Origin of the sequence: Wolbachia endosymbiont (group A) of Beris morrisii, from assembly GCF_964028185.1 — a bacterium.
GTDB lineage: Bacteria > Pseudomonadota > Alphaproteobacteria > Rickettsiales > Anaplasmataceae > Wolbachia.
In genome coordinates, this window is the sequence record NZ_OZ034760.1 from 362,599 (window position 1) to 386,542 (window position 23,944).

4 protein-coding genes are annotated in these 23,944 nt (G+C 34.1%); 1 reads left to right on the top strand and 3 read right to left on the bottom strand.

What is annotated here, in order from left to right; genetic code table 11:
* Positions 1-197 precede the first annotated feature (197 nt).
* Together ABWU69_RS01840 and ABWU69_RS01845 are read right to left on the bottom strand one after the other, a co-directional pair.
* Complete coding sequence (locus ABWU69_RS01840; RefSeq protein WP_353285322.1) at positions 198-8,120, bottom strand: ankyrin repeat domain-containing protein; 7,923 nt, start codon at positions 8,118-8,120, stop codon at positions 198-200.
* A gap of 28 nt (positions 8,121-8,148) precedes the next feature.
* The gene (locus ABWU69_RS01845) at positions 8,149-8,463 is read right to left on the bottom strand and encodes a hypothetical protein (protein WP_353285323.1); all 315 of its coding nucleotides are present in this window, start codon (positions 8,461-8,463) and stop codon (positions 8,149-8,151) included.
* A gap of 183 nt (positions 8,464-8,646) precedes the next feature.
* On the opposite strand from ABWU69_RS01845, the gene ABWU69_RS01850 reads away from it, so the two are divergent.
* Complete coding sequence (locus ABWU69_RS01850) at positions 8,647-9,528, top strand: Rpn family recombination-promoting nuclease/putative transposase (protein ID WP_353285324.1); 882 nt, start codon at positions 8,647-8,649, stop codon at positions 9,526-9,528.
* Positions 9,529-9,846: 318 nt separating this feature from the next.
* Here the strand turns inward: ABWU69_RS01850 and ABWU69_RS01855 are convergent, their stop codons facing one another.
* A complete protein-coding gene (locus tag ABWU69_RS01855; protein ID WP_353285325.1) occupies positions 9,847-23,871 on the bottom strand; it encodes an ankyrin repeat domain-containing protein in 14,025 nt (4,674 codons plus the stop codon).
* Positions 23,872-23,944: the final 73 nt, after the last annotated feature.

Genomic DNA, 23,944 nt, shown 5'->3' on the forward strand with positions numbered 1-23,944 from the left:
AAATAACTTTGAGGCTCTAAACTCATCTGCTGTTTTTTTGTACCATCAACTTCTAATCTACCATCTCTGTTGTGTAATATCTGCTCTATTGATTGATTTAGCAGACCCTTATTAAATTGAGCTATAAACTTGTCAAACTTTTTCGGACTTAACTTACCAGGGCATCCTGCTTCTCTACCAGGACATGCTTCTTCTAGTTATGAGTTTAAAACTCCCGAAATCTCATCAAATTTACCTCTCATGATTTTTCCTGTAACTTCTTTCTGTATTTCCACAAAATCAATATTTAATCGATGCATTGATACACCACTTTTTAATCCAGCTTGCTCTACTACTTTCTCAAATCCCTCTGTAATATTTAATGCATAGCCCTGTGCTTCTAGTGGGGATATAGACTGATCTACTGTAGAAATATACTTCTGACCTGTAACTTTTCTAATGAGCATGTCAAGTAACATTATTGTGCCATTTACATCCATTGGTGCATCAATTTGTGAGATTGGACTCTTAGCTGTAGTGCTTGATTTGGAATCTAATATCCCACCTATAGAGCTTTTTACCCAACTAAAAAAATTATTTATCCACGAAGATGGCCTTGCGCTACTACTTGCTGCTACTTCAGGTTGATTACTTAAATCTATAGCAAGAGGCTGACGTGATAAGTGAATATGATGACGATCGTGATCTCCATGGTGATGACGACGTTTACGTTGTGCAGGTTTTTCTCTCTCTTTATTAAGCTCTTCCTCTAAATAATTTACAATATTATTATATCCTTTATCTCTAGCAATATCTAGAGGTGTTTTACCACCCTTGTCTCCGGCCTGAATACTAGCACCTTGACTTATAAGGTATTTTACTGCATCTAAATTACCATTATAAGAAGCCCAATATAGCGATGTCCGACCATTTCTATCAGTATCATTAATATTCACCCCTTTGCTGAGGAGGAGAGTTATAATATTTTTATTATTGTCCTCAGCAGCGCGCTGTATAGGCTTTTTACCATATTTATCCTCAGCATTAATATCAGCACCTTTTTCTATCAAAAACTCTGCAACTTCTAAATAACCTCTTCTTGCAGTATGATGTAGTAGTGTCCAACCATCACTATCTTTAGTATCTACGCTAGCACCTTTACTTACAAGATCTTTAACTTTATTAAAATCATTACCTCGCACTGCAACCAATAATTGTTTATTTAAACCTAATTGTGTTTGTTGTAAATATACTGCGACACTGTCATGCTTTTGATCAATAGCAATATCTAGAGGTGTTTTACCATCCTTGTCTTCAGCGTGAATACTAGCACCTTTACCTATAAGGTATTTTACTGCATCTAAATTACCATTCCAAGAAGCCCAATATAGTGATGTCCGACCATATTCATCTTTAGCATCTAGGCTAGCACCTTTACCTATAAAATCTTTAACTTTATCAAGATCACCACCTTGTACTACAGTTAACAATTCCCTATTTAGACTTGACTGTGTTTGTTGTAAGTACTGTACAAGATTATTATGTCCCTTATCTCTAGCAATATCTAGTGGTGTTTTGCCACTACTATCTTTAGTACTAATATTAGCCCCATTATTTATAAGATGCTGCAATGTATCTAAATGACCACCCCAAGAAGCCAAGTGTAGTGGCGTCTCGCCATTTTTATCAGCCTCATTAATACTTGCTCCTCTCATGAGAAAAAGTTGTATAACCTCTTCATAATTGCTCTCAGCAGTAGTGTATGTATAACCTCTACCATATACATCTTGAATATCCTTGTGATTATTCATAACAGCAAAGTGCATAGGAGTCCTGCCAAGTATATCCTTAGCATTCACATTAGCTTCCTTATCAACTAAAAACTTAGCAATATCTGAATGACCTTTCAATGCAGCCCAGTGTAGTAATGTGCAGCCATATTTATCAGTCGCATTAACACTCACATCTTTACTAACAAGAAACTCTACTATGCCTAAGTTACCACTCCAAGTATAATAAAACCCGCCATGCGTTCTGTCGTCAATATCTTTAGCAATAATATCATTAATTGTCTTTAGATCCTTTTCATTTTTTACAGTAAGTAACAATTCTTTATCTAAGTGTGCTTGCATAAAAACTTGCCTCATTGTATCAGAATTAGTATAACGTTCCTCATCTTCAGGAGTTCTACCACTGTTATCTTTAACATCAATATCAGCACCTTTACTTATAAGATACTTCACCATACCTAAATGATGAATAGAACGTGAAGCATAATGTAGAGGGGTTTTACCATCTTTATCTTTAGCATTAACGTTAGCACCTCGATTTACAAGACCTTGAACTTCATTAAAATCACTATCTTTTACTGCGGTCAACAATTGTTTATTTAGTTCTAATTCAGCCTTCTTTTGGTAAATCTCTGAAGCTTTATTAATCAGATCTTGTATTTCTGCTATATCAGACAAACTAAACCTATCTAATCTCCGGATTATTATTGGTTCTAACCCTAAATCAAATTCCAATGTAGAAATCCTATAAGATTCAGAATTATCCCAATTTTTTATATTGATTATATGGTTAGATACTTCGTCGGAAAACACCAAATCTGTATTACTACTGGAAACCCTAATCCGATCTGGAGTAATATCTTTTAATATCACTACTCCTATGCGTTCTTCATCTTTCTCCACCGAAGTTAAAGTACCATCTTGATTATGTGTGATATTGATAGACTTAGTGAAATCTATACTATATTCTTTTAAAATTTTTTCATAATCATTCTTAAGTTTATCTTGATAACCCATTACTTCATTGACCTCTTGCTGTAAACCCAAATATGGGGAAAAATTACCATCGTTCCACAGAAGAAAATTAACATCTCCCCATTTACTTCGACGATTGTAAAAATCTTCTATTCTAATTATAAAAGGAATTCCACTTTCTCTTATCAATAAGAGATCATCTTCATCTTTATATTTCTCGATATCTTCAAGACTAGAATCAATCACTACATGATCGTCTTGAAAACCCTTAGGTAACAAAAACATATTCTGAGTTTGTGTAGCATGGAAAAAAGTAACTAATTTACCCTTCTCTGAAGAAGATGGAGAACATGACATCGACTGTATATTAGGGATAAAGGCTTCTCCTCTGTCATTCATAACTATAAGATGCCTATAATTATGACCTTGCAGATAGTTTTTTACTTGAATACTAGTGTTATTATAATTTAAATGTAAGTCACATTGCTGGATTGAAAAATCTTTTTTAACTACCGGCATAAGTAGCATATCTAATTTTTCATCATCTGAATTATTATCAATCTTAACTTCCTTATTACCTATACTATCACCAACAACATATACATCATTTCCTTTTCCTCCTCTAGCAAACACAGTTCCTTGATCGAAGTTTATTATATCACCTTCCAGAGAACCAAAAACCATGTGTGGAACTACACTATCACTCTGATTTTGCACTTTACCTCTAATAACACTCAAAACTTTATAGCTCTTGTCATTATTTAGAATCTTTTTGTAATGATTTTCAACATCATCAAAATTATCTAGAGAATGTTCTGAATGTAACTCAAATGATTTAATTTCCATAGTTGGTGAGTCTGATCTTTCAATTTTAGGAACGATATTACTACCATTTTTGTCTATTAGCACGAAGTGAGGTTTATTACTGCTTTGATTAACATAATTTTTTATATCAAGAGTAAATTGATTGTTTTGACCAAAATTTATTTTCAAAGATAAAGTATTACTTTCTGTAGAGTAAGTTATTTGACCACAATCACTCAATAAATCAAATTCAGGAAAGACTATAGTTCCTGTTCCATCCACATCAATCTCTGAATATAAACCCTTACCTTTGTAGTCTGCAGCTTTTACGTAAAAAGTATAATTGCTCTTTCCACCCTTGACTGTAGTATACGGCGAAATAATTACTTTTCTGCAATTTTCAACTATATCTTTCTCATTGTTGTTAGAGCCACCACCACTATCTATGATAACGTCACGATTATCGATTCCTGTAAAATGCTCAGAATAACCCATGCACAAGATCTCATCTACTTTGCTCTGCCTTCCAATATAATGGTAATTAAAGAGGTTGTTACTAACATAATCATCAATCAACAAACGATTATTTATTTTCACCTTTAATTGTCCATGGGCACTAGGTTTGAAACAATAGTTAATATTCACTCCTATAACTGTATCTTTCAATTGGCTTAAATCAAGTATATTAGTAGAGTTATTTCCACCAATAATCTTGCCTGAAAAGCTAGGGTTATTTACAAGAACAAATCTGTTTGTTACATTATTGCCACTAGCTATTCCTGCTGTACCTGAGTAAATCAGAAAATTATTGTTCCACACATTACTTCCAACAATAGCACCTCCGTTCACATTTTGTAGATCGTAAACAATTGTCTTATCTTCTTGCTTCATTTTTACTCTATTATTATGACTAATAACCATTGCGTTTTCACAGTAGTATACAGCCAACTTAACTGAGCTTTTAATACCTTTTTCATAATCTTGATTAGTAATCTGTGGTAAACAAATCCTGCTAGCACCTTCAATATCACTAGGTATAACACGCGAAAGATTTTTTGCATTGGCATCTGTTCTATTCATCATAATCGTTGCGTAGTCCGGGCGAAGAGTATTACCGCTTACTTTTCCAAGACCAATACCGTAAGCAACAACACTATTAGGACCATTATTTAAAGCTTGCCACACTCCTTTAGCTAGACTATCAACTGTGTTTTTTCTATCTGCAAGGTGTTGCACATCAGATGCCATATCTTGAAATAGAATCGTTCTCCAAAATATGCTCCAGTTTTCTCCATGGGTTGTATCGTACTTTTTCTTGTACTCCACGATATTGCTAACACCACTATAAATTCCGTAACCCACCATGAGCCCAAATCCAACTGCAATACCAACTACCGGCATGCCAGCGGCTGTAAGAGCGACACCAGAAACAAATGATACACCAGAAAAAGATATAGATGCTACATTATCTCTTATTTCTTTCTCTCCACATGGATTATCACTATTCTCTCTTTTTTTACAATCAACAAGATTGTTTGCTGACATGCCTATATCAACAATATCAAAGACGCCAGTTACAGCTCCTGCTGTACCTCTTGCTATTGTACTTCCAAATTTTACTCCCACAACTCGAATAGCAAATTTTGTCTGTTTACCTAAAGTACCTGGTATAATTTTTCCCACAACCTTTTCAGCTGATGCTACAACTTTTGGAGTAATTTTAACCATTACATTCTCAATTGGTTGAGATGCAAAAGACCATCCTATTCCACCCAGATTTAATCCACAATCTGTTGCTGTTCCATCCTTACAAGACACAATGGCACCATGGATTCCTCTTATTAATTGTATTCCACCTGCAGCATTCATTAATCTGCCTTTTAATTTTGAGCTTTTTGTTGCACTACTAGTTTTTTGTGAAATGTCACCGTGCAAATCCTTGATACGTTCATTCTGAACATAGCGCTCATATCCTTGATCTGCAACAACCTTATCAAGTAAGTACTTGCGATCACCTTCAATACTTTTATCTCCAACGAACTCTACTAGCTGAGCATTTTTCGCTTCATCTCGACTATTCTTAACATAAGTCAGGAATTTTTCGCTATCAATTATAATCTTATCTACATTATTTTCATCTACCTTTCCTTTACTAAACTTTTCCACATCACCCTTTGAAAATAAACAAGGATTAACACTTCTCTTGCTTCTACTACTTTGCTGTACACAAAGATTTGGGTCAAATTTATTCTTAGGCTGCTGCTGACTAAAACTAAAGATAGAGCTATGAACTACTTTAACAGAAGAAAACTCATCTTTGCTCATTAAGATAAGAGAATCTGCATTACTCGCACCTTTATCAAACACAACGCCTACAAAATCTACTTCCTTCCCATCAGTAAGTGTTTTGTAAGTTACACCTTTCGTATACTCATCACTTATTTGTTTATTTGCCTCATCTTTTAACGCATTAGCCGTTTTACCTTCCCTTGGTCCTTTAAGTTCTAACCCTACTGGATCGTATTCTTTAGCACTACTAGCTTGATTTGCAAACTTAATACCATGAACTAGCATATCAATACGTTTTCCCCTTCCGGTTTGAAACTCTGTTAATACCAAAGCTCTGTTTTCTTGTGATTCCACTAGCTTTATATCACTATAGTGGCTAAATGCTCCGTGAAATACAGCTTGAGTATGCGCTTCTTTTTCTATTAGACCTTTAAAAGGTAGCATTGCCTCACCTAATTTTCCAAATAACTCTTTATACTTGCCTATTGATTGAGATCGATCTTGTGAAGAAACAAGCTGAGACTCTAGTACTGCATCAAATGTTTCCTTTAACTCTGCAGGATAAGGAATGTTTTTCCATTCTCCATTAAAAGATTCCTTTCCCCCTTTATACTCATTCAAGGAATTATATCTATTAACCTTCTCTACATCGAAAAAATTTGATTTTCTTTCCTCTTGTAAACTTATACATACCTCTGTTATTTTACTGACTGCTGATAAATCAATCGGTATTTTCTTCTCACTAAACTCTCCTTTTCCTCCCTCTCTAATATGAAAAATAAACACCTCTTTATCCTGCCCTTGATTTCCCTTAGTCAGCATGAATGTTGTCACAGGTCTCGCAGTTGATTGTGCACCTAACCTTGTAGAAGAAGCAAGTGGGTACTCATTATATAAAAATACGGATTTCTCTAAATGAATTCTCTCGAACTCGTTAGCAAGAAGAAGTTGCCCTAATAGAAATCTACTAAAGTAATTACCTCCTTTCTCTGGCGTACCAGGAAATGTGTGATAAATACGTTCTAGTGGCTGTTTTATTTTTTCTTTAACATTAGTGGTTGTATCTTTTCTACCATTCCAATCTGAGGCTTCCTTCAAAAGTTCCTGTATTGTAGGTGGAACAATTTCTCTATCTCCACGAGGTGATACATAGATTGAAAACTTTTCACCTTCAGTTAAATCCAAATTTAACCCTACACATAACACATTGTCTGAAACGGTTAAAACACGCATTGTATTTGGCTGAAAGCCTTTTGCATAATCTTTTGCTTGCTCTAATGCAATAGCTGGTGTAGTTTGACTCCCATCTTTTACTTTACCTCCTTTCTCTAACTCTTTTAACTCTTCTTTAGTGGCAGCTTTCAGTTCTATAATAATAGGAACAGCATTTAATGATCTATCCTTACCACGAGGCACTAGAACGATATCAGCATAACCTCTCCCTGCAAATTGCTCTAGGTAAACTCTGAGATTATGCCTATAGCGGAAATTTACTAAAGCACCTGCTACAAATCCATGATGTGCTGCTTCTCGCGCTTTATCAGCATAAATAAGCGAATCCTTATATTCAGAGTGGATTTTACTAACTTTTTTTAGAATATTTTCAACAGGTTCTTTCACTTTTTCTACATCAGAATTGGTAAGCTTAGCTATATCACTTTCTGGTTTACTCCATAATCCTTTTTTTATCTCCTTGAATTTATGTACCGTAGAAGTATTCTTATCCAACTTGTCATCTTTTACTTCAACAGATATTTCCCCTGTGGTTTTAACAATTTTTACTAATTTAACTTTAAGATCATCCCTAGCACTTCTTATATGTTGATTCTGTGCAGGTAAATTTGATTGACCCAGTATCTCTTCTAGCTCACCATAAGTAAACTTTTTACTCTTACTATCAGACTCTGAAATCACAAAAAGATTTACCTTCTCAATCGCGCTTTTCTGATTTGTAATACCACCTTTTCTTATAACAGCCACTTTTAAAGTTTTTGAATCATCAAAGTTAAAATAAATTTTTTTAATATCTAACTTTGTTGCAATTTCTGTGTCTATCAAAGTAGAAAAGCTTCCTAGAAAGAAATGCGAAAAAAACCCTTCTTTACCTACTGAATGTAAATATGATGGAATCTGGTCAATATATGATTGAAACCTTGCTTTGAAAGATTCAAAATCACCTCCTTGTTGAGTTGAAGTACTCGGACTGGCTCCTGGATTTGAACCTGCTTCCCGAATTAATAACTCTATTAACTCAAAATCTTGTGATTTCTCTTGATTTGGCATAGGATCCTCCAACAATATATAACGTTTTTTACTTGCCCAGTCTTACATTGGACTTGCCATGTGTTTTTCTAACTTCTACTTCAGCTAAATCACCACTTGGACCAGGTTTGTTCTTTTGATCAAGTCCTTTACCAGCAGACTTACCATAGGCTAAAAACTTATTTAATGATTCATTATCTCCTTGCTCTAATATAGAACGTATATAATTCGCTTTTTCAGAAGATATGAACTCCCTGATTTGTCTAGAATTAGCCTTATCTAACATTGCCCACACTGGCTTCATAAAACCTTTTTCGACCAAATGCACTGAAAATTTTCCTTGAAAAGAAGAATCTTCCATCATTTCCTCGTCCAATGTGAAAGTACGATGATTATCAGGTGCGCAGTGGCATTTTAGGGTTATCTATGAAGGTAGTTTTTTGTCAACTCTTGAAGTTTAGCTAACTTTAATAGACTTTAGCATAAAAACGTTGAATATTTCTTCACAATTGTGTATAATTATTGATGCTTTTTATCTTACTTTCTCATGGCTCTTTCGAAGTTTCTCGATCCAAAAAATGATATATCGTTCAAGCGCATCTTTGGCACTGAAAAAAATAAGGACATTCTTATTCACTTCCTTAATGATATCCTTGGCTTCACTGGCAAAAGTACAATACAGGATATAGAGTTCTTAAGTACTATTCAAGATCCTGATATTGCTTCTAAAAAACAAAGCATTGTTGATGTTCTTTGTAGGGATGAAAATGGGCTGCAAGTCATAGTCGAAATGCAGGTCGCTAAAACTAAGGGCTTTGAAAAACGTGCTCAATACTATGCTGCTAAAGCCTATTCAAGACAGGCTGACAAAGGCGATCAATATCATGACCTTAAGGAAATTATCTTTATTGCTATAGCAGACTGTATTTTATTTCCTGATAAGTCTGAGTATAAGTCAAAGCATACCATTCGCGATGAAGATACTAATGAACATGATCTAAAAGATTTTTACTTTATATTTATTGAGTTGCCTAAATTTCCAAAAACCAAAGAAGATCAGCTTTCAAGTATAGTTGAAAAATGGATCTACTTCTTTAGATATGCAGACGAAACTAGTGAAGAAGAGCTAGAAAGAATAATAGGAAGTGATCTAATAATTAAAAGAGCATATGAAGAACTAAATAGATTCAACTGGTCAGAAAAAGAATTCATTGCCTATGAACAAGAGATAAAGCGTATTCTTGATGAACAGGCCGTCCTTGCTCAAAAACTCGATGATGCCACTCAAAAAGGTAGACAAGAAGGTAGACAAGAAGAAAAAATCGAAGTTACCAAAAACTCACTCAAGGCCGGTGTATCTATTGATGTTATCGCTGAAATTACCGGTCTCTCTCATTCTGAAATTTTACAACTCAGGGAAAAAACATAAATAATACAACTTATTCACTTCAACATTTATGAAAATCTTTCCTAAGTTAGACATGCCCCTAATCAAGAGTCTAGTGAACTATCTAAAATAGCTATAAAGATTACACATAGAACTACATAGATTACTATCATAACGAAACCATCCTATTCAGCCTTCCATATCAAAAATACATACTGTAAGTTTAATATGGAGAGTATATTACCACTTATTTCCCTATTCCAGTCTTATTGCCTATAATTTCTGCTTTATCTATCTATAACCCTCAAACTTGCTACTGATCTCTCTCCTGATAAAATTAAAGAATGACATTTTTTCTACTTATTTGGTAAACCATAAAGTACCTTCAATTCTTCCTCCAACTTTTCTTCCTAAAGCCTCAGCTCTAACTTTTTCAGCATGCAACATTCCCTTTTGGATTTTCTTAGGTAATGGCATATTGTTAAATTTCTGATTTGTTGCTTTCATGGTCAACATGTTCAATGCAAACAATGTACTTGGTACATCAACTTGCTCCGTAGCTCTTGTTAAATGCGCATGTTTAGAATTATGAGAACTTTGCTGATTTTGGTGAAACCCTTGTTGTTTTTGATTTGCACCACCTATCATCTTTCTACTATCTATTCTCTCATTACTAATCCTTTCAGACCATTTATTATTTGCACTAATCATTGGTTTGTGTTGGTTACTATGTTTATAAGAGCTGTTATCACACTGTTTATAATTTACTATGTGCTCCTTTCTTTCACTAATTTTTTTAGGTTGACCATCAAAGTAACTATGATTTTTATTGCCATTGTAAGATAAAGTAGGTTTTGACTTATTATGTAAAGCTCCTGACTTCTGCTGTTTTTCATTACTTATAATTTTGGATTGATTAACACTCCCGCTAATAACACTCTGTTTATTGTTCATGTTGCTTTCATATTGTTGTTTTGCCTGCCTGTCATTGCCACGTTTTTTGCTGTAGGCACCGGCATCCTTATCATTACTTTTACGAGCATCATACTTTGACATATATTGAAATTCCATTTCTTGTGCTTGATCATAGCTAGGCTGTTTTGATTTCCATTGATTGCTTGAGTCTATTTGAATATCCACAAAACTAGAATCTTTTAATTCTTTAGCTGTACCTCCGTGTAACCCATTTACTAAATTTGATGCCAATTTGCCACCTTTTTCTTTTGCCCAACCATACAAATCATTTATCCATGAAGATGGTCTTGTACTACCACTTGCTGCTATTCCAGGTTGATTACTTGAATCTAGGGATTCACTTAGCAAATGACGGCGTTTACGTTGTACAGCTTCTCCTCTTTTCCGATTGAGTTTTTCTAAGCACCGCACAATATTACTACATTCTTCATTCTTACCACGTTCTCTTAGTTTCTCTTTAGCAATATCTAGTGGCGTTTTACCATCCTTTTTAGCATCAACATCAGCCCCTTGACCAATAAGCTCTCTAACTTTAGGGAGATTTTCTTCTCTTACAGCAGTAAACAACTTCCTGCGTAATTCCTCCTGTTCTAAAACTCTCACTATATTACTTTGTGTGGTAAGCAATAATGCACTACCTGGAGATTCTTGATCCTTTTCAAGAGAGTCCTTTGTGTTAATAGCAATATCTAGAGGCGTTGCACCATTCTTGTTTTTAGTATCAATATTAGCCCCTTGACTGATAAGCTCTTTAACTCTAGGAAGATTATATTCTCTCACAGCAGTAAATAACTCTTTGCCTAATTGTTCTTGTTCTAAAACTTTAACTATATTTGTATAACCTTTTTGAGTAGCTAAGTCTAAAGGTGTTTGGCCGTAAGTATCTTTAACCTCAATGTCAGCACCTCTACCAAGAAGAAGTTTGACTGTACTTGGCTTATTTCCTTGTACAGCTACATGTAAAGGTGTCCAACCATTATTAGTTCTATCGTTAATGTTATTAGCATCACTATCTAAAAAAGACTCAACTATTTCAGATTTATCATTATTTTGGGCAGCCAAATGTAAAGGTGTATCACCATATCTATCTTTAGCTCTAATGTTAATATTGCTATCAAGAAAAAATTTAACTACATCAAACTTACCGTAAGCAGAAGCAAAGTGTAAAGGCGTCCAACCATACATGTCTTTAGCCTTAATGTTAGCACCTCTATTAAGGAAAAACTGGACCATGTCCAGATTACCTTCTTGAGCAGCAAAATGCAAAGGTGTTTTACCATCCTTATCTTGAGCATCAATGTTAGCAGCATCCAAGCTAGCACCTCGGCTTACAAGATCTTTAACTTTTTTAAAATCACCATCTTGTACTGCAGTCAACAATTGTTTATTTAGCCGTAATTCTGCTTGTTGTAAATACTCTACAACATTATCATATTGGTGACCTTTAGCCACATCTAGCGGGTTTCTACCATCCTTATCTTTAGCACTGATATCAGCTCCTTTACCTATAAGATACTCTACTACATCCAGACGACCATTCCAAGAAGCCCAGTACAGCGGTGTCCTGCTATCTTTGTCAGTATCATTAACACTCACTCCCTTGCTCAGAAAAAACTCTATAATATCCTTATTATTCTCCTCAGTGGCAACATGTATGGGTCTTTTACCAGCAATAGAAGCATCTGCAACATTGATATCAGCTCCTTTTTCTATCAGAAATTTTGCAACCTCTGGTTGGCCGAACCTAGCAGCATAGTGTAGTGGTGTCCAACCATTTTTATCAGCCTCATCAACGCTCACTCCCTTTTCAAGAAGAAACTCTATAACACTTTCACTATTATTTTCAGCAGCAACATGTATAGGTTTTTTACCAGCAGTAGAAGTGTCTGCAGCATTGATATCAGCTCCTTTTTCTATCAAGAACCTTGCAACCTCTAAACGGCCTCTCCATGCTGCATAGTGCAGTGGCGTATAACCTTGCTTGTCAGTATCATTAACACCTACTTCTTTGCTGAGAAGAAACTCTATAATATTTTTATTATTGTTCTCAATAGCAATATGTATAGGTCTGCTGCCATAAAGATTTTCACTTGCAGCATTAACATCAGCACCTTTCTTTACTAAAAACTCTGCAACTTCTAAATGACCTTTATACGCAGCCCAATGTAGTGGTGTCCAACTGTACTTATCTCTAGTATTAACATTAGCATTCCGACTAACAAGACCTTCAGCTTCATTGAGATTACCATCTTGTACTGCGGTCAACAATCCTTCATCTAAATCTGATTGTACTTCTTCTATCATTTCTACTATATTTGTGTAATCTTCTTGTTTGGCCAGATCTAGAGATGTTTTACCATTTTTATCTTTAACTGCAATATTTGCACCTTTTCTGAGAAGGAGTTGAACCGTATTTGGCTTATCTTCTCGTATAGCTAAATGTAAAGGCGTTTTACCGTTATTAGTTATATCATTAATACCACTAAGATCTCTGCTCAAAATAAACTCAATTACTTCAAGTGTGCCATCATGTTGGACAGCTACGTGTAAAGGTGCTTCACCATCTTTGTTTTTAGCCTTTAAGCTATCTCCCTCTTGGATAAGATATTCTACTACTTTTACATGACCATTATTACAAGCATTATGTAAAGGAGTATTATTACTGTTATCTTTCGCCTCTAAACTAGCACCTTGGCTAACAAGAGCTTTGACTCTATTAAGATCGTCACCTTTTACTGTAGCTAACAATTCTTCATCTAAATCTAATTGTGTTTTTTTCAAAAATTCTATTATACTTATATAATTCTTTTGAAGAGCCAAATCTAAAGGTGTTTTACCATCTTTATTTTTAGCTTTTAAGCTAGCTCCCTTTTTGATAAGATATTCTACTACTTCCAAATGATCATTCTGAGAAGCATAATGTAAAAGAGTGTTACCATTGCTATCTTTCACCTCTAAGCTAGTACCTTGGCTAATAAAATCCTCAACTTTATTAAGATCACCATTTTTTACTGCAGATAACAGTTTTTTATCCAACTCTAACTGCATCTGCTTTATCACTTTTGCTATATCTGTGTGACCCTTCTGCTCAGCTAAATCTAAAGGTGTTTTACCATCTCTGTCTTTAACCTTTAAGCTGACTCTCTTCCCGATAAAATATTCTACTACTTTATCAAGATTACCATCTTGTGCACTAATTAACAATCCTTGATCCAATTGTGCTCTCTTCAAAAGCTCTTTCACATCTTCTTTAGTGGCTAAGTCTAAAGGTGTTTTATTATTCTCATCTTTAGCATTGACACTAGCACCTCTATCAAGAAGAAGTTCTACTATGTTCAACCTGTCTGCTTCAACAGCAAGATGTAAAGGCTTTTTATTATCTTTGTCTTGAGATTCAGTGTCAGCACCTTCATCAAGAAGAAATCTAATTATATCCAAGTTACCCTCTTGCACAGCAAAATGTAAAGGCGTTCCTTGAATCGTTATTTCATTATTAAATTTAGCACCGTTACTAATAAGAAGTTTTACCACATTCCATTTACCTGACTGAGCAGCATAAAGTATTGGTGTCCAAGCAAGCTTGTCTTGAATTTCAATATTAGCGCCTCTGTCAAGAAGGAATTGAACCATATCTAAATTATTCCCTGACGCAGCAAAGTGTAAAAGTGTTTGACCTTTCTCATCTTGAGCATCAATATTAGCTCCTCTATCAAGGAGTAGTTTTACTATACTCCATTTACCTGACTGAGTAGCAAGAAATATTGGTGTGTACCCAAATTTATCTTGAACTTCAATATTAGCACCTCTATCAAGAAGAAGTTTCACCTTATCAAATTCACCAGCCTCGGAAGCAAGATGCAACAGTGTTCTGTCAAGTTTACCTTGAGCATTTATGTCTCCACTGTTTGAAACCTCTGAATGTATAAAACTCTCTTGTGAATTAACAATAGAACTCACATTATTTAATTTATCAATACTATCTGAATTATGTATTTTATCTATTTCATTACTTAATAATATTTCTTTGTCAATAAACCTTATAGATAATGTTTCCATTTTAGGTTCTTTATAGAAATCTCTAAAATATATAATACACAACTCGCTTGCTTCTATATTAGCATTAAAAGCATTGGTAACTATCAAGTCGTATTTATCATGAAGATAGGTATACTGTCCTGCTTTTTTAGATATTACTAATTTATTCTTTTCTTCTATGTCTTGAGGTGTTACTACAATAATTTTTTCATCAGAAATAAAGAACGAAGACTTTAAACCTAAACTATCATCGATTTCCATCGGTGCATTATCAAAAATAATTTGTAATTTTTTATACCACTTATTTACAAGTGCATCTTTCAGCCTGACTGTTATTACATCTTGCTGTAAGCCAGTAGCTGATATAGATAACTTAATTAATAAATCACTTTTGCCTTTAATAACTGTTGGTATCGGTTTTATACTCAAATCCCTATTTATCTGCTGCACCAAATGATGTAGGTCTAATGTACTTCTTAAACTTTTCTTCCCATCAGCATCATCATTAATCACTACTTCTTGAATAGGGAAGTTTTCAATATCAAGCGTTTCATGACCTGAAGTAATTGCACATACATCGTTTCCGCTTAGAACAATATTTCTTCTTCCATTTGCATTGAGTTCACTACACACATCTCTCCTCATAGAATCCGCAGCATTGCTTCTCCCTCTATTATTTAAATAACTATCTAAATCTAACTTATTTTTTGACTGATTTAAAAAGGTTTGCCTTTCAACATCTTCAACTATAGCAGATATTCTACTTGCTATTTGCTGACTATTTTCTTCAGTCAATATTGACTGATAGTCTACTACAGTTTGATTATAACCATTTAATTCTTGTATGCTACGTCTCTTGCGAGTAGATCCACAATTTTCAATTTTCCACTTAAATTGACCACCCTCTTCATTTGAAGGCCAGGTAAACACATACCGCCTGTTATTGTCAACTTGGAAAGTAGAAGCACTATTAGGTGAATATAAGTACCTTCCATACTCAACATTCTTGAGATACACATTATCACCATTAGGCTCAACCTTCCACTTAAATTGATCACTATTGCTATTTGAAGGCCAGGTAAACGCATACCGCCTACCCCTGTCACAATCGTTTAAGTGGTATGTACAATCATCATTAGGCGAATACAAATACCTTCCATACTCAACATTCTTTAAATACACATTATCGCCATTGAGCTCAACCTTCCACTTAAATTGATCACTATTTCCATTTGAAGGCCAAGTGAACACATACCGCCTATCCCTGTCACAATTGTTTAAGTGGTACATGCAATCATTATTAGGTGAGTACAAGTACCTTCCATACTCAACATTTTTAATACATACCTCTGAAGAAAATACTGCATTGCTCACTGATTCTGGTAATTTGTTTTTTAGCTTTTCAAGATCAGATTTCTCTTCTGAATTGACCCTAGGCATTTTCATGGTCTCTCTAATAGAGTAAGCTAATTTAAACATTGCACCATCATCCTCTGGTATTTTGTCAAACACAGCTATGTAACCTGAAATAAACTGACCAATATAATTGTGACTGCCTATAAACTTTAATATTCCTTCTATACCTACACTTGAATATGTGTCATTTACAGCTTCCTTAATTGCTCTATCAAACAACTTTTCATCAAAATTATAAACCTCATCCAAAAGTTCAATAGTTGAAGCACTACGACCATTCAGCATACCGTCCTTTAGCACCCTTTTTGCTTCACTTTTTATCGAACCTCTTAAACTGCTTATACAAGACTCTACCAATCTTTTTGTATCGGATGGAATATTCGCTTGGTTAACAACTTCCTCCTTTAAAAATTTAATCTGCTCTATTTTAAATAAGTTGTTACTTTCAGCTTTAATCCTATCACAAAAAAATGTGATTATATCTAAATTACCATTGTAAGCAGCTAAGTACAGAGGTGTTCTACCATTGTACTTAATCTTGATATCCGCACCTCTATCAAGGAGAAGCTTAACTATATCCAACTGCTTGGCTTCCTCAATAGCCAAATATAGAGGCGTCTTACCCTTTTTACTTTGAATGTCAACCTTAGCACCTTTATCTATAAGAAAGCTAACCATATCAAGATTATCGTAGTGAACAGCATAATGTAAAAGCGCCCAATTATCATCGTTGCAACTAGTTAAGGCATTAATGTCACCTTTCTTTTTTAAAAATGGTTTAAGTATACTTTGGCTTAATTCCACATTACCGTTATAAACAGCATAATTCAAAGCCGTCCAGTTTTGTGAACACTGATTCTTATGTTCAACATTGACATTACTTCTGTTAGCAATTCTATCAAGAAGAGTTTTAACTTCATCACTTTTACCTTCACCATCTGCTCTGCTTACCAATGGTTTTAATACTCCCAATCCAGAAGTTGTCATCCACTTATTACACCGATCTATTATGTTCCTATCATAACCATTCAGCAAAAGGTTGTTTTCTAACTTTTCAAGCAATGATAAAATCTGACTGCTACTTGGTGTTTTACTTTTAAGTTCCTTAATTTGCTCTAAACTACAGGAATTTTCTGTAAACCCGACCCGTTCCTGGAGTGAAGAAAAACCAAGACATTGATGTGTTGGCTCTTTGTTTTCTCTTTCAAAATCGTCAACTGACATCAAACATTTAAAGTCATTTTCTACTTTAGGAGTATATTTACTTCTATTTTGGTAATTTTCTGAAGCTTTATCAATTAAAGCTTGTATTTTTCTTACCTCAGGCAAACTAAACCTATCTAACTTACGGATTGTTATTGGTTCTAAACCCAGATCGAATTCCAATGTGGAAATTCTATAAGATTCAGAATTATTCCAATTGTTTATGTTGATCGTATGATTAGACTTCTTATCACGAAATATCAGATCTGTACCACTACTAGAAACTTCAACCTGATCCGGAGTAATATTTTTTAGTACCATTACTCCTATTCGTTCCTCATCTTGTCCTACAGAAGTAGAGATATTTTTTTCTAATTTTTGATTGTGCTGAATGATACTAGTAGAATCACTAAAGTCTTCAATATATTCTTTTACAATTCTTTCATAATCACCTCTAAGTTTATCCTTATACTCCACTACATTATCAACATTTTCTAATAAGCCAGAAGATAGGAAAAGGTCATTATTATTCCATAAAGAATAAGAAATATTTTTCCATTTATTTCGGTTAGTATAAAACCCTTCTATTCTAATAATAAAAGGAATTTCATTTTCTCTCCTTTCTCTTATTAATAAGAGGTCATCTTTATCTTTATATTTTTCAATATCTTCAAGACGGGAATCTATTACTACATGATCACCTTGAAAATCTTTAGGTAACAAAAACATATTCTGAGTTTGTGTAGCCTGTAAAAAAGGAACTAATTTACCCTTTCCCGAAGAAGAGGGAGAACAAGACATTGATTGTATATTGGGGATAAAAGTTTCTCCTTTTTTGTTCATAATTATAAGATGCCTATAATTAGGATCTTGAAAGTAGTTTTTCACTCGAATGTTACTATTATTGTATTTTAAATACAGATCACATTGCTGGATTGAAAAATCTTTCTCAACTGCCGACATAAATAGTGTATCTAGTTTTTTATCACTTGAGTTATTATCAATTTTAACTTCTCTGCTATTTATATCATTGCTAATAAAATACACATCACTTCCTCCTCCTCCCCTAGCAAACATAGTTCCTTGATCGAAGTTTATTACATCATCTTCCAGAGAACCAAAAACCATATGTGGAACTGCACTATTACCCTGATTCTGTACTCTATCTCTGATAACACTAAAGACTTTGTAATCCTTGTTATTGTTTAGAATTTTCTTATAATGACTTGCAACATCGTCAAAATTATCTAAGGAATGTTCTGAATGTAATTCAAATGAAGTAATTTTTATAGTTGATGAGTCTGATCTTTCAATCTTAGGAACAATATTACTACCATTTTTGTCTATTAGTGCAAAGTGAGGTTTATTACTGCTTTGCTCGACATAATTTTTTACATCAAGAGTAAATTGATTGTTTTGACCAAAATTTATTTTTAAAGATAAAGTATTACTATTTGTAGAGTAAGTTATTTGATCACAATCACCTAATAAATCAATTTCCGGAAAAATTACAGTTCCTGTTCCATCTACATCAATTTCTGAATATAAACCCTTACCTTTGTAGTCTGCAGCTTTTACGTAAAAAGTATAATTGCTCTTTCCACCCTTAACTGTAGTATACGGCGAAATAATTACTTTTTTACAATTTTCAACTACATCTTTCTCATTTTTATTAGAACCACCACTACTATCTATGATAACGTCACGATCATCGATTCCTGTAAAGTGTTCAGAGTAACCCATGCACGAAATCTCATCCACCTTGTTCTTTCTTCCAACATAGTAGTAATTAAAGATGCCATTATTATCAATTTGATCATTGATTAGCCAACGACCATTTACTCTTGCCTTTAATGACCCAGAGGCACTAGGCTTAAAACGATAGTTAACATTCACTCCTATAACTGTATCTTTCAATTGGCTCAAATCAAGTATATTAACAGAGTTACTTCCACCAATAATTTTACCTGAGAAGTCAACGTTATTTACAACAAACCTATTTACTACCTTATTGCCACCAGTTATTTCTGCTGTACCTGAGTCAATTAAAAAATTATTGCTCCATTCGTTATTTCCAACGATGGCACCTTTGTTTACATTGCTTAAATCATAAACAATTGTTTTATCCTTTTGTTTCCCCTTTACCCTATTATCGTGACTAATAACCATTGAATTTTCACAATAATACGAAGCAAAGTCGAATGAATTTGTTGTACCTGCTTTTTCATAATCTTGATCAGTAACCTGTGGTAAACAAATCCTGCTAGCATCTTCAATACGATGAGGTATAACACGTGAAAGACTTCTTGTATTAGCCCTTTCTTCTTTATTCATAAGAATCTTTGCATAATCTGGACGAAGCGTATTACCACTTACTTTTCCAAGACCAATACCATAAGCAACAGTACTACTAGGGCTATTATTTAAAGTTTGCCACGCTCCTTTAGCTAGACTATTAACCATTTCCTTTCTTGCTGCAAGACGTTGTACATCTTGTGGTACAGGTTGAAAAGCAAATGTATGCCAAAAAATACGCCAATTTTCATCATGGGTTGTATCATACTTTTTCTCGTACTCCACGATATTGCTAACACCACTATAAATTCCATGACCTACCATGAGCCCAAACCCAACTGCAATACCAACTACCGGCATACTTGCTGCTGTAAGAGCAACACCAGAAACAAATGACACACCAGAAAAAGATATAGATGCTATATTGTCTCTTATTTCTTTCTCTCCACATGGATTATCACTACTTTCTCTATTTTTACAGTCCACAAGATTATTTGCTGACATGCCTATATCAACAATATCAAAGACGCCAGTTACAGCTCCTGCTGTACCTCTTGCTATTGCACTTCCAAATTTTACTCCTACAACTCGAACAGCAAATTTTGTCTGTTTACCTAAAGTACCTGGTATAATTTTTCCCACAACCTTTTCAGCTGATGCTACAACTTTTGGAGTAATTTTAACCATTACATTCTCAATTGGTTGAGATGCAAAAGACCATCCTATTCCACCCAGATTTAATCCACAATCTGTTGCTGTTCCATCCTTACAAGACACAATGGCACCATGGATTCCTCTTATTAATTGTATTCCACCTGCAGCATTCATTAATCTGCCTTTTAATTTTGAGCTTTTTGTTGCACTACTAGTTTTTTGTGAAATGTCACCGTGCAAATCCTTGATACGTTCATTCTGAACATAGCGCTCATATCCTTGATCTGCAACAACCTTATCAAGTAAGTACTTGCGATCACCTTCAATATTTTTGTCTCCAATAAACTCTACTAGCTGAGCATTTTTTGCTTCATCTCGACTATTCTTAACATAAGTCAGGAATTTTTCGCTATCAATTATAATCTTATCTACATTATTTTCATCTACCTTTCCTTTACTAAACTTTTCCACATCACCCTTTGAAAATAAACAAGGATTGACACTTCTTTTGCTTCTACCACCAGGCCTTACACAACTGTTTAGGTTGAATTTCTTCCTAGTTGCTTGTGTTTCAGCAAGTATAGCTTCATCTAAGTTAGCTATACGTTGTAGATCTATACTTAATGCTTCTGAAACATCTTCTCTCATACGTATAAAATAATTTTCATCTCTTCCTTGACCTTGCAAACGATTACGTATTTCATCAGGAATATTACTTCTACCTCCTTGTAATACAGCATTAATATCCCTAGCATTTTCCAATGCCCATAAGCCGCAATTGTGACTATCTGTTTGTTGAGCAATAGAAACGTCATTAACGGTAATTCGAACACGTTGTAGAACTTGACGAATATTACCTGGAATATCATTACCCAACGAGTCTACATAGTATCCATTATACTGCCCATTTTGATGGGTAATGACTAACGTAACCCAGTGATTATTATCTAAATTAACAATCAAAGTTAATGGTCTTTTTTCACCTCTTGTTGCTACGCTATTCTGAAACTGTTGTAATTGATTAGCTATATGCTTCGGTGATCCCACTACTTCAAATAATGTGTCAGCTCCATCAATTCCATAACCATATTTTATTCTTGCAATATCAGCTATATCATGTTGCTGCAGCCAATAATGATAATCTTGTTCTGCTGTTGCAGATTCTAACGTACGTAGATTCTCCTCTTGTATACCAGTATTTTTAAGTCTCTGAGCTATCTCTTGTATTCCTTCTAAATGTTTTCTCTTAGCTATGTCAATAGAACTATGAACAACTAAAGCAGGAACAAGTTCATCACTCGTTAGTATTAAAGAATTTTTATCTTTAGCTTTCACATTAACAACCACACCCATGAAAAACATTTTATCACTATCTGTTATTGTTTTCAGTGCTGCCCCTTTAGCATATCTAATATTTTGTTCTTTTGTTAATTTATCAACTTCCTGTTTTAGCTGATCGTGATTTAAATTTTTATCTATAAGCTTAAATTCCAGCGCTATAGGAGTGTATTCTTTAGTACCCTGAGATGCAGAACCAATACCTTGAATCACCATATCTACACGACCACCTGCTCCTACTTGAAATTCAGGTATAATTACAGTCTTAGAAGAAGTTTCCTGTAGCTTTAAATCACTGTAACTACTAAATAAACCATTAAGAATGGCTTGCAATCTTGCTTCATTAGTAATCAAATCTTTAATAGGGTAAATCGTATCGGCTACTTTAGCAAGCAACACTTTATAGGCTTGCAATGAAACCTCACCGTCAGAAGCATGTTGAGAAGCGATTGCCTGATCAAATTTTGCCTTTAATTCATCAGAATTAGGTATCTTAAGAAAACTACCTGTAAATTGCTGATCTGCACCACTTGGTTTGTATTTACTTATCTGTTCTATTTCAAAAAGTTCTTCAAAAGATAACCCTGTTTCATATTTTTTGAGACTCATTTTAGTTTCTATGACATTTTTTACTTCTCCTATTCCAGGTATGTTCAGCACTGGAATTTTTTTATTAGCATAGAATTCTTTTGTATTAGACTCTCGTATATGAAAAATGAATGCTGTTTTTTCTTGCCCTTCATTACCTTGAACAAATATTAATGTTGTAACAGGGCTTTTAGATAAAGTGTACTCCGTTCCCTGAGGCCAATTTAGCGGATACTCATTGTATGAATATATATATTTTTTTACGTTACCCTGATCTTGACCAATCTTGTTGATTAAAATTGATTGACCTAATATGTCTCGACTGAAATAGTAATGATCTTTTATTTCTTTATTTGCTGGAAAAGTATGGTATTCGCTTGATAATAAATCTTTTACCTCTCGCTTAAAAACTTCCTCATAAGCTGATTTATTATCCCACTTGCCAACTAGTTCGATAAATTCCTCCATCAAAGGAGCTGGTGGTCGTTTAATAGGTTTTACTTCAGTTTTAAATGGTTCCGCATTATCTAAATTTAACCCAACAGCAATGGCATCACCTGCATTGGTTAAAATCCTCATCTTATTTGGTCTAAAACCTTTTATATAATCTTCAGCTTGTCTCAGCGCATCACTTGGATCAACTTGTCCTTCAGTTCCAGCCTTGAGTTCAATAAGAATTGGAACTGAATCAACAGCACGATTAGGACCACGAACAAGCAAAATGATATCAGCGTAACCTCCACCAGCAAACTGCTCAAGATATAGTTTGGTATTATCACGATATCGAAAATTATCGAATATTCCTGCTACAAAGCCATGTTGACCAGCTTCGCGAGCTTTAATGCCATAAACATTATTTTGTAAATTTAAATTAGTATGAACTTTTTTAATATAATTCAGAATGGCTTTAAGATTTTCCTGAACTTGATCTATTTCTGCATCTGGATTAGCAAGTTTTTCAATATAACTTTCCAGATAGACAGATTTACCTAGCTTTTTTGTCACTTCCTGAAACTTTACTGTAGGCTCGATGGGTTGATCTACAATCTTCTTTTTACTTTCTACCTTAATGTTTATTTTTTCATCTTTTCCATCACTCTTTAAGGTATATCCCTTTGCTGACGTAATTCTTGATAACTCCTTCCTAATATCATCACTAAGATCTTTGCCTGACTTACCTAGAAACTGCTTGATTTCATCAAAAAATTTATTTTTAAACGCATTATTACCTTTCAATTCATCACGATTAATTTGTGTTGCTTTAGTACCTCCATGTATTTCCTTAGCTACATACTCTAACACACCATCCTTTTTTACATATAAATATAACTTCTTTGATTTAACATCTTTGTCTGATTTAGGTTTGCTTTTTACTAACTCATATTTGTCTTTTAGAATTTTTATCACATCAATTTGAAGCTTACGAGCATCCAATTCAGTATAATCTCTACCTATTACGTTCTTGAACTCGCCCTTGGTGAATTCAAAGCTCCTAGTATGGGCATCTGAAGGCTTAGAGTGTTGAGCTTCTATATCTTCAGTAAAAATAAAAACATGTATTTTAGATTCTGTTTCTGCTACAACCTTTAAAGTTCTTGCTCCCTCAAAACGAAAGTGCAATTTTTTTATTCCTAGCTTGTCATTAAGTTTAGTATCCAATACACTGGAAAAAGAACCTAAAACCCTATGAGGAAAAAAGCCAGGTTTTTCACTAGAATGTAAATAGGATTGTATTTGATCAACCAATGACTGATATCTTGCTTCAAAAGATTTATCCAGTAAATCCGCTGCACCAGAAGTTGAAGAATCTACCTTACCAAAAAGCAATTCCATTAGCTCGAAATCTTGTGGTTTTTCTTGCTGTTGATTATTATTAACCATAACTAGCCCCCAATTTTAACCTTTTACAAATTTTATCCTCACTAAGCTCTTAAATGCTTTCGTTTAAGTCTAA

Bases quoted from the DNA above. Each gene is read 5' to 3' on its own strand.
- ABWU69_RS01840 (WP_353285322.1), bottom strand. From the start codon at position 8,120: ATGCCAAATCAAGAGAAATCACAAGATTTTGAGTTAATAGAGTTATTA.
- ABWU69_RS01845 (WP_353285323.1), bottom strand. From the start codon at position 8,463: ATGATGGAAGATTCTTCTTTTCAAGGAAAATTTTCAGTGCATTTGGTC.
- ABWU69_RS01850 (WP_353285324.1), top strand. From the start codon at position 8,647: ATGGCTCTTTCGAAGTTTCTCGATCCAAAAAATGATATATCGTTCAAG.
- ABWU69_RS01855 (WP_353285325.1), bottom strand. From the start codon at position 23,871: ATGGTTAATAATAATCAACAGCAAGAAAAACCACAAGATTTCGAGCTA.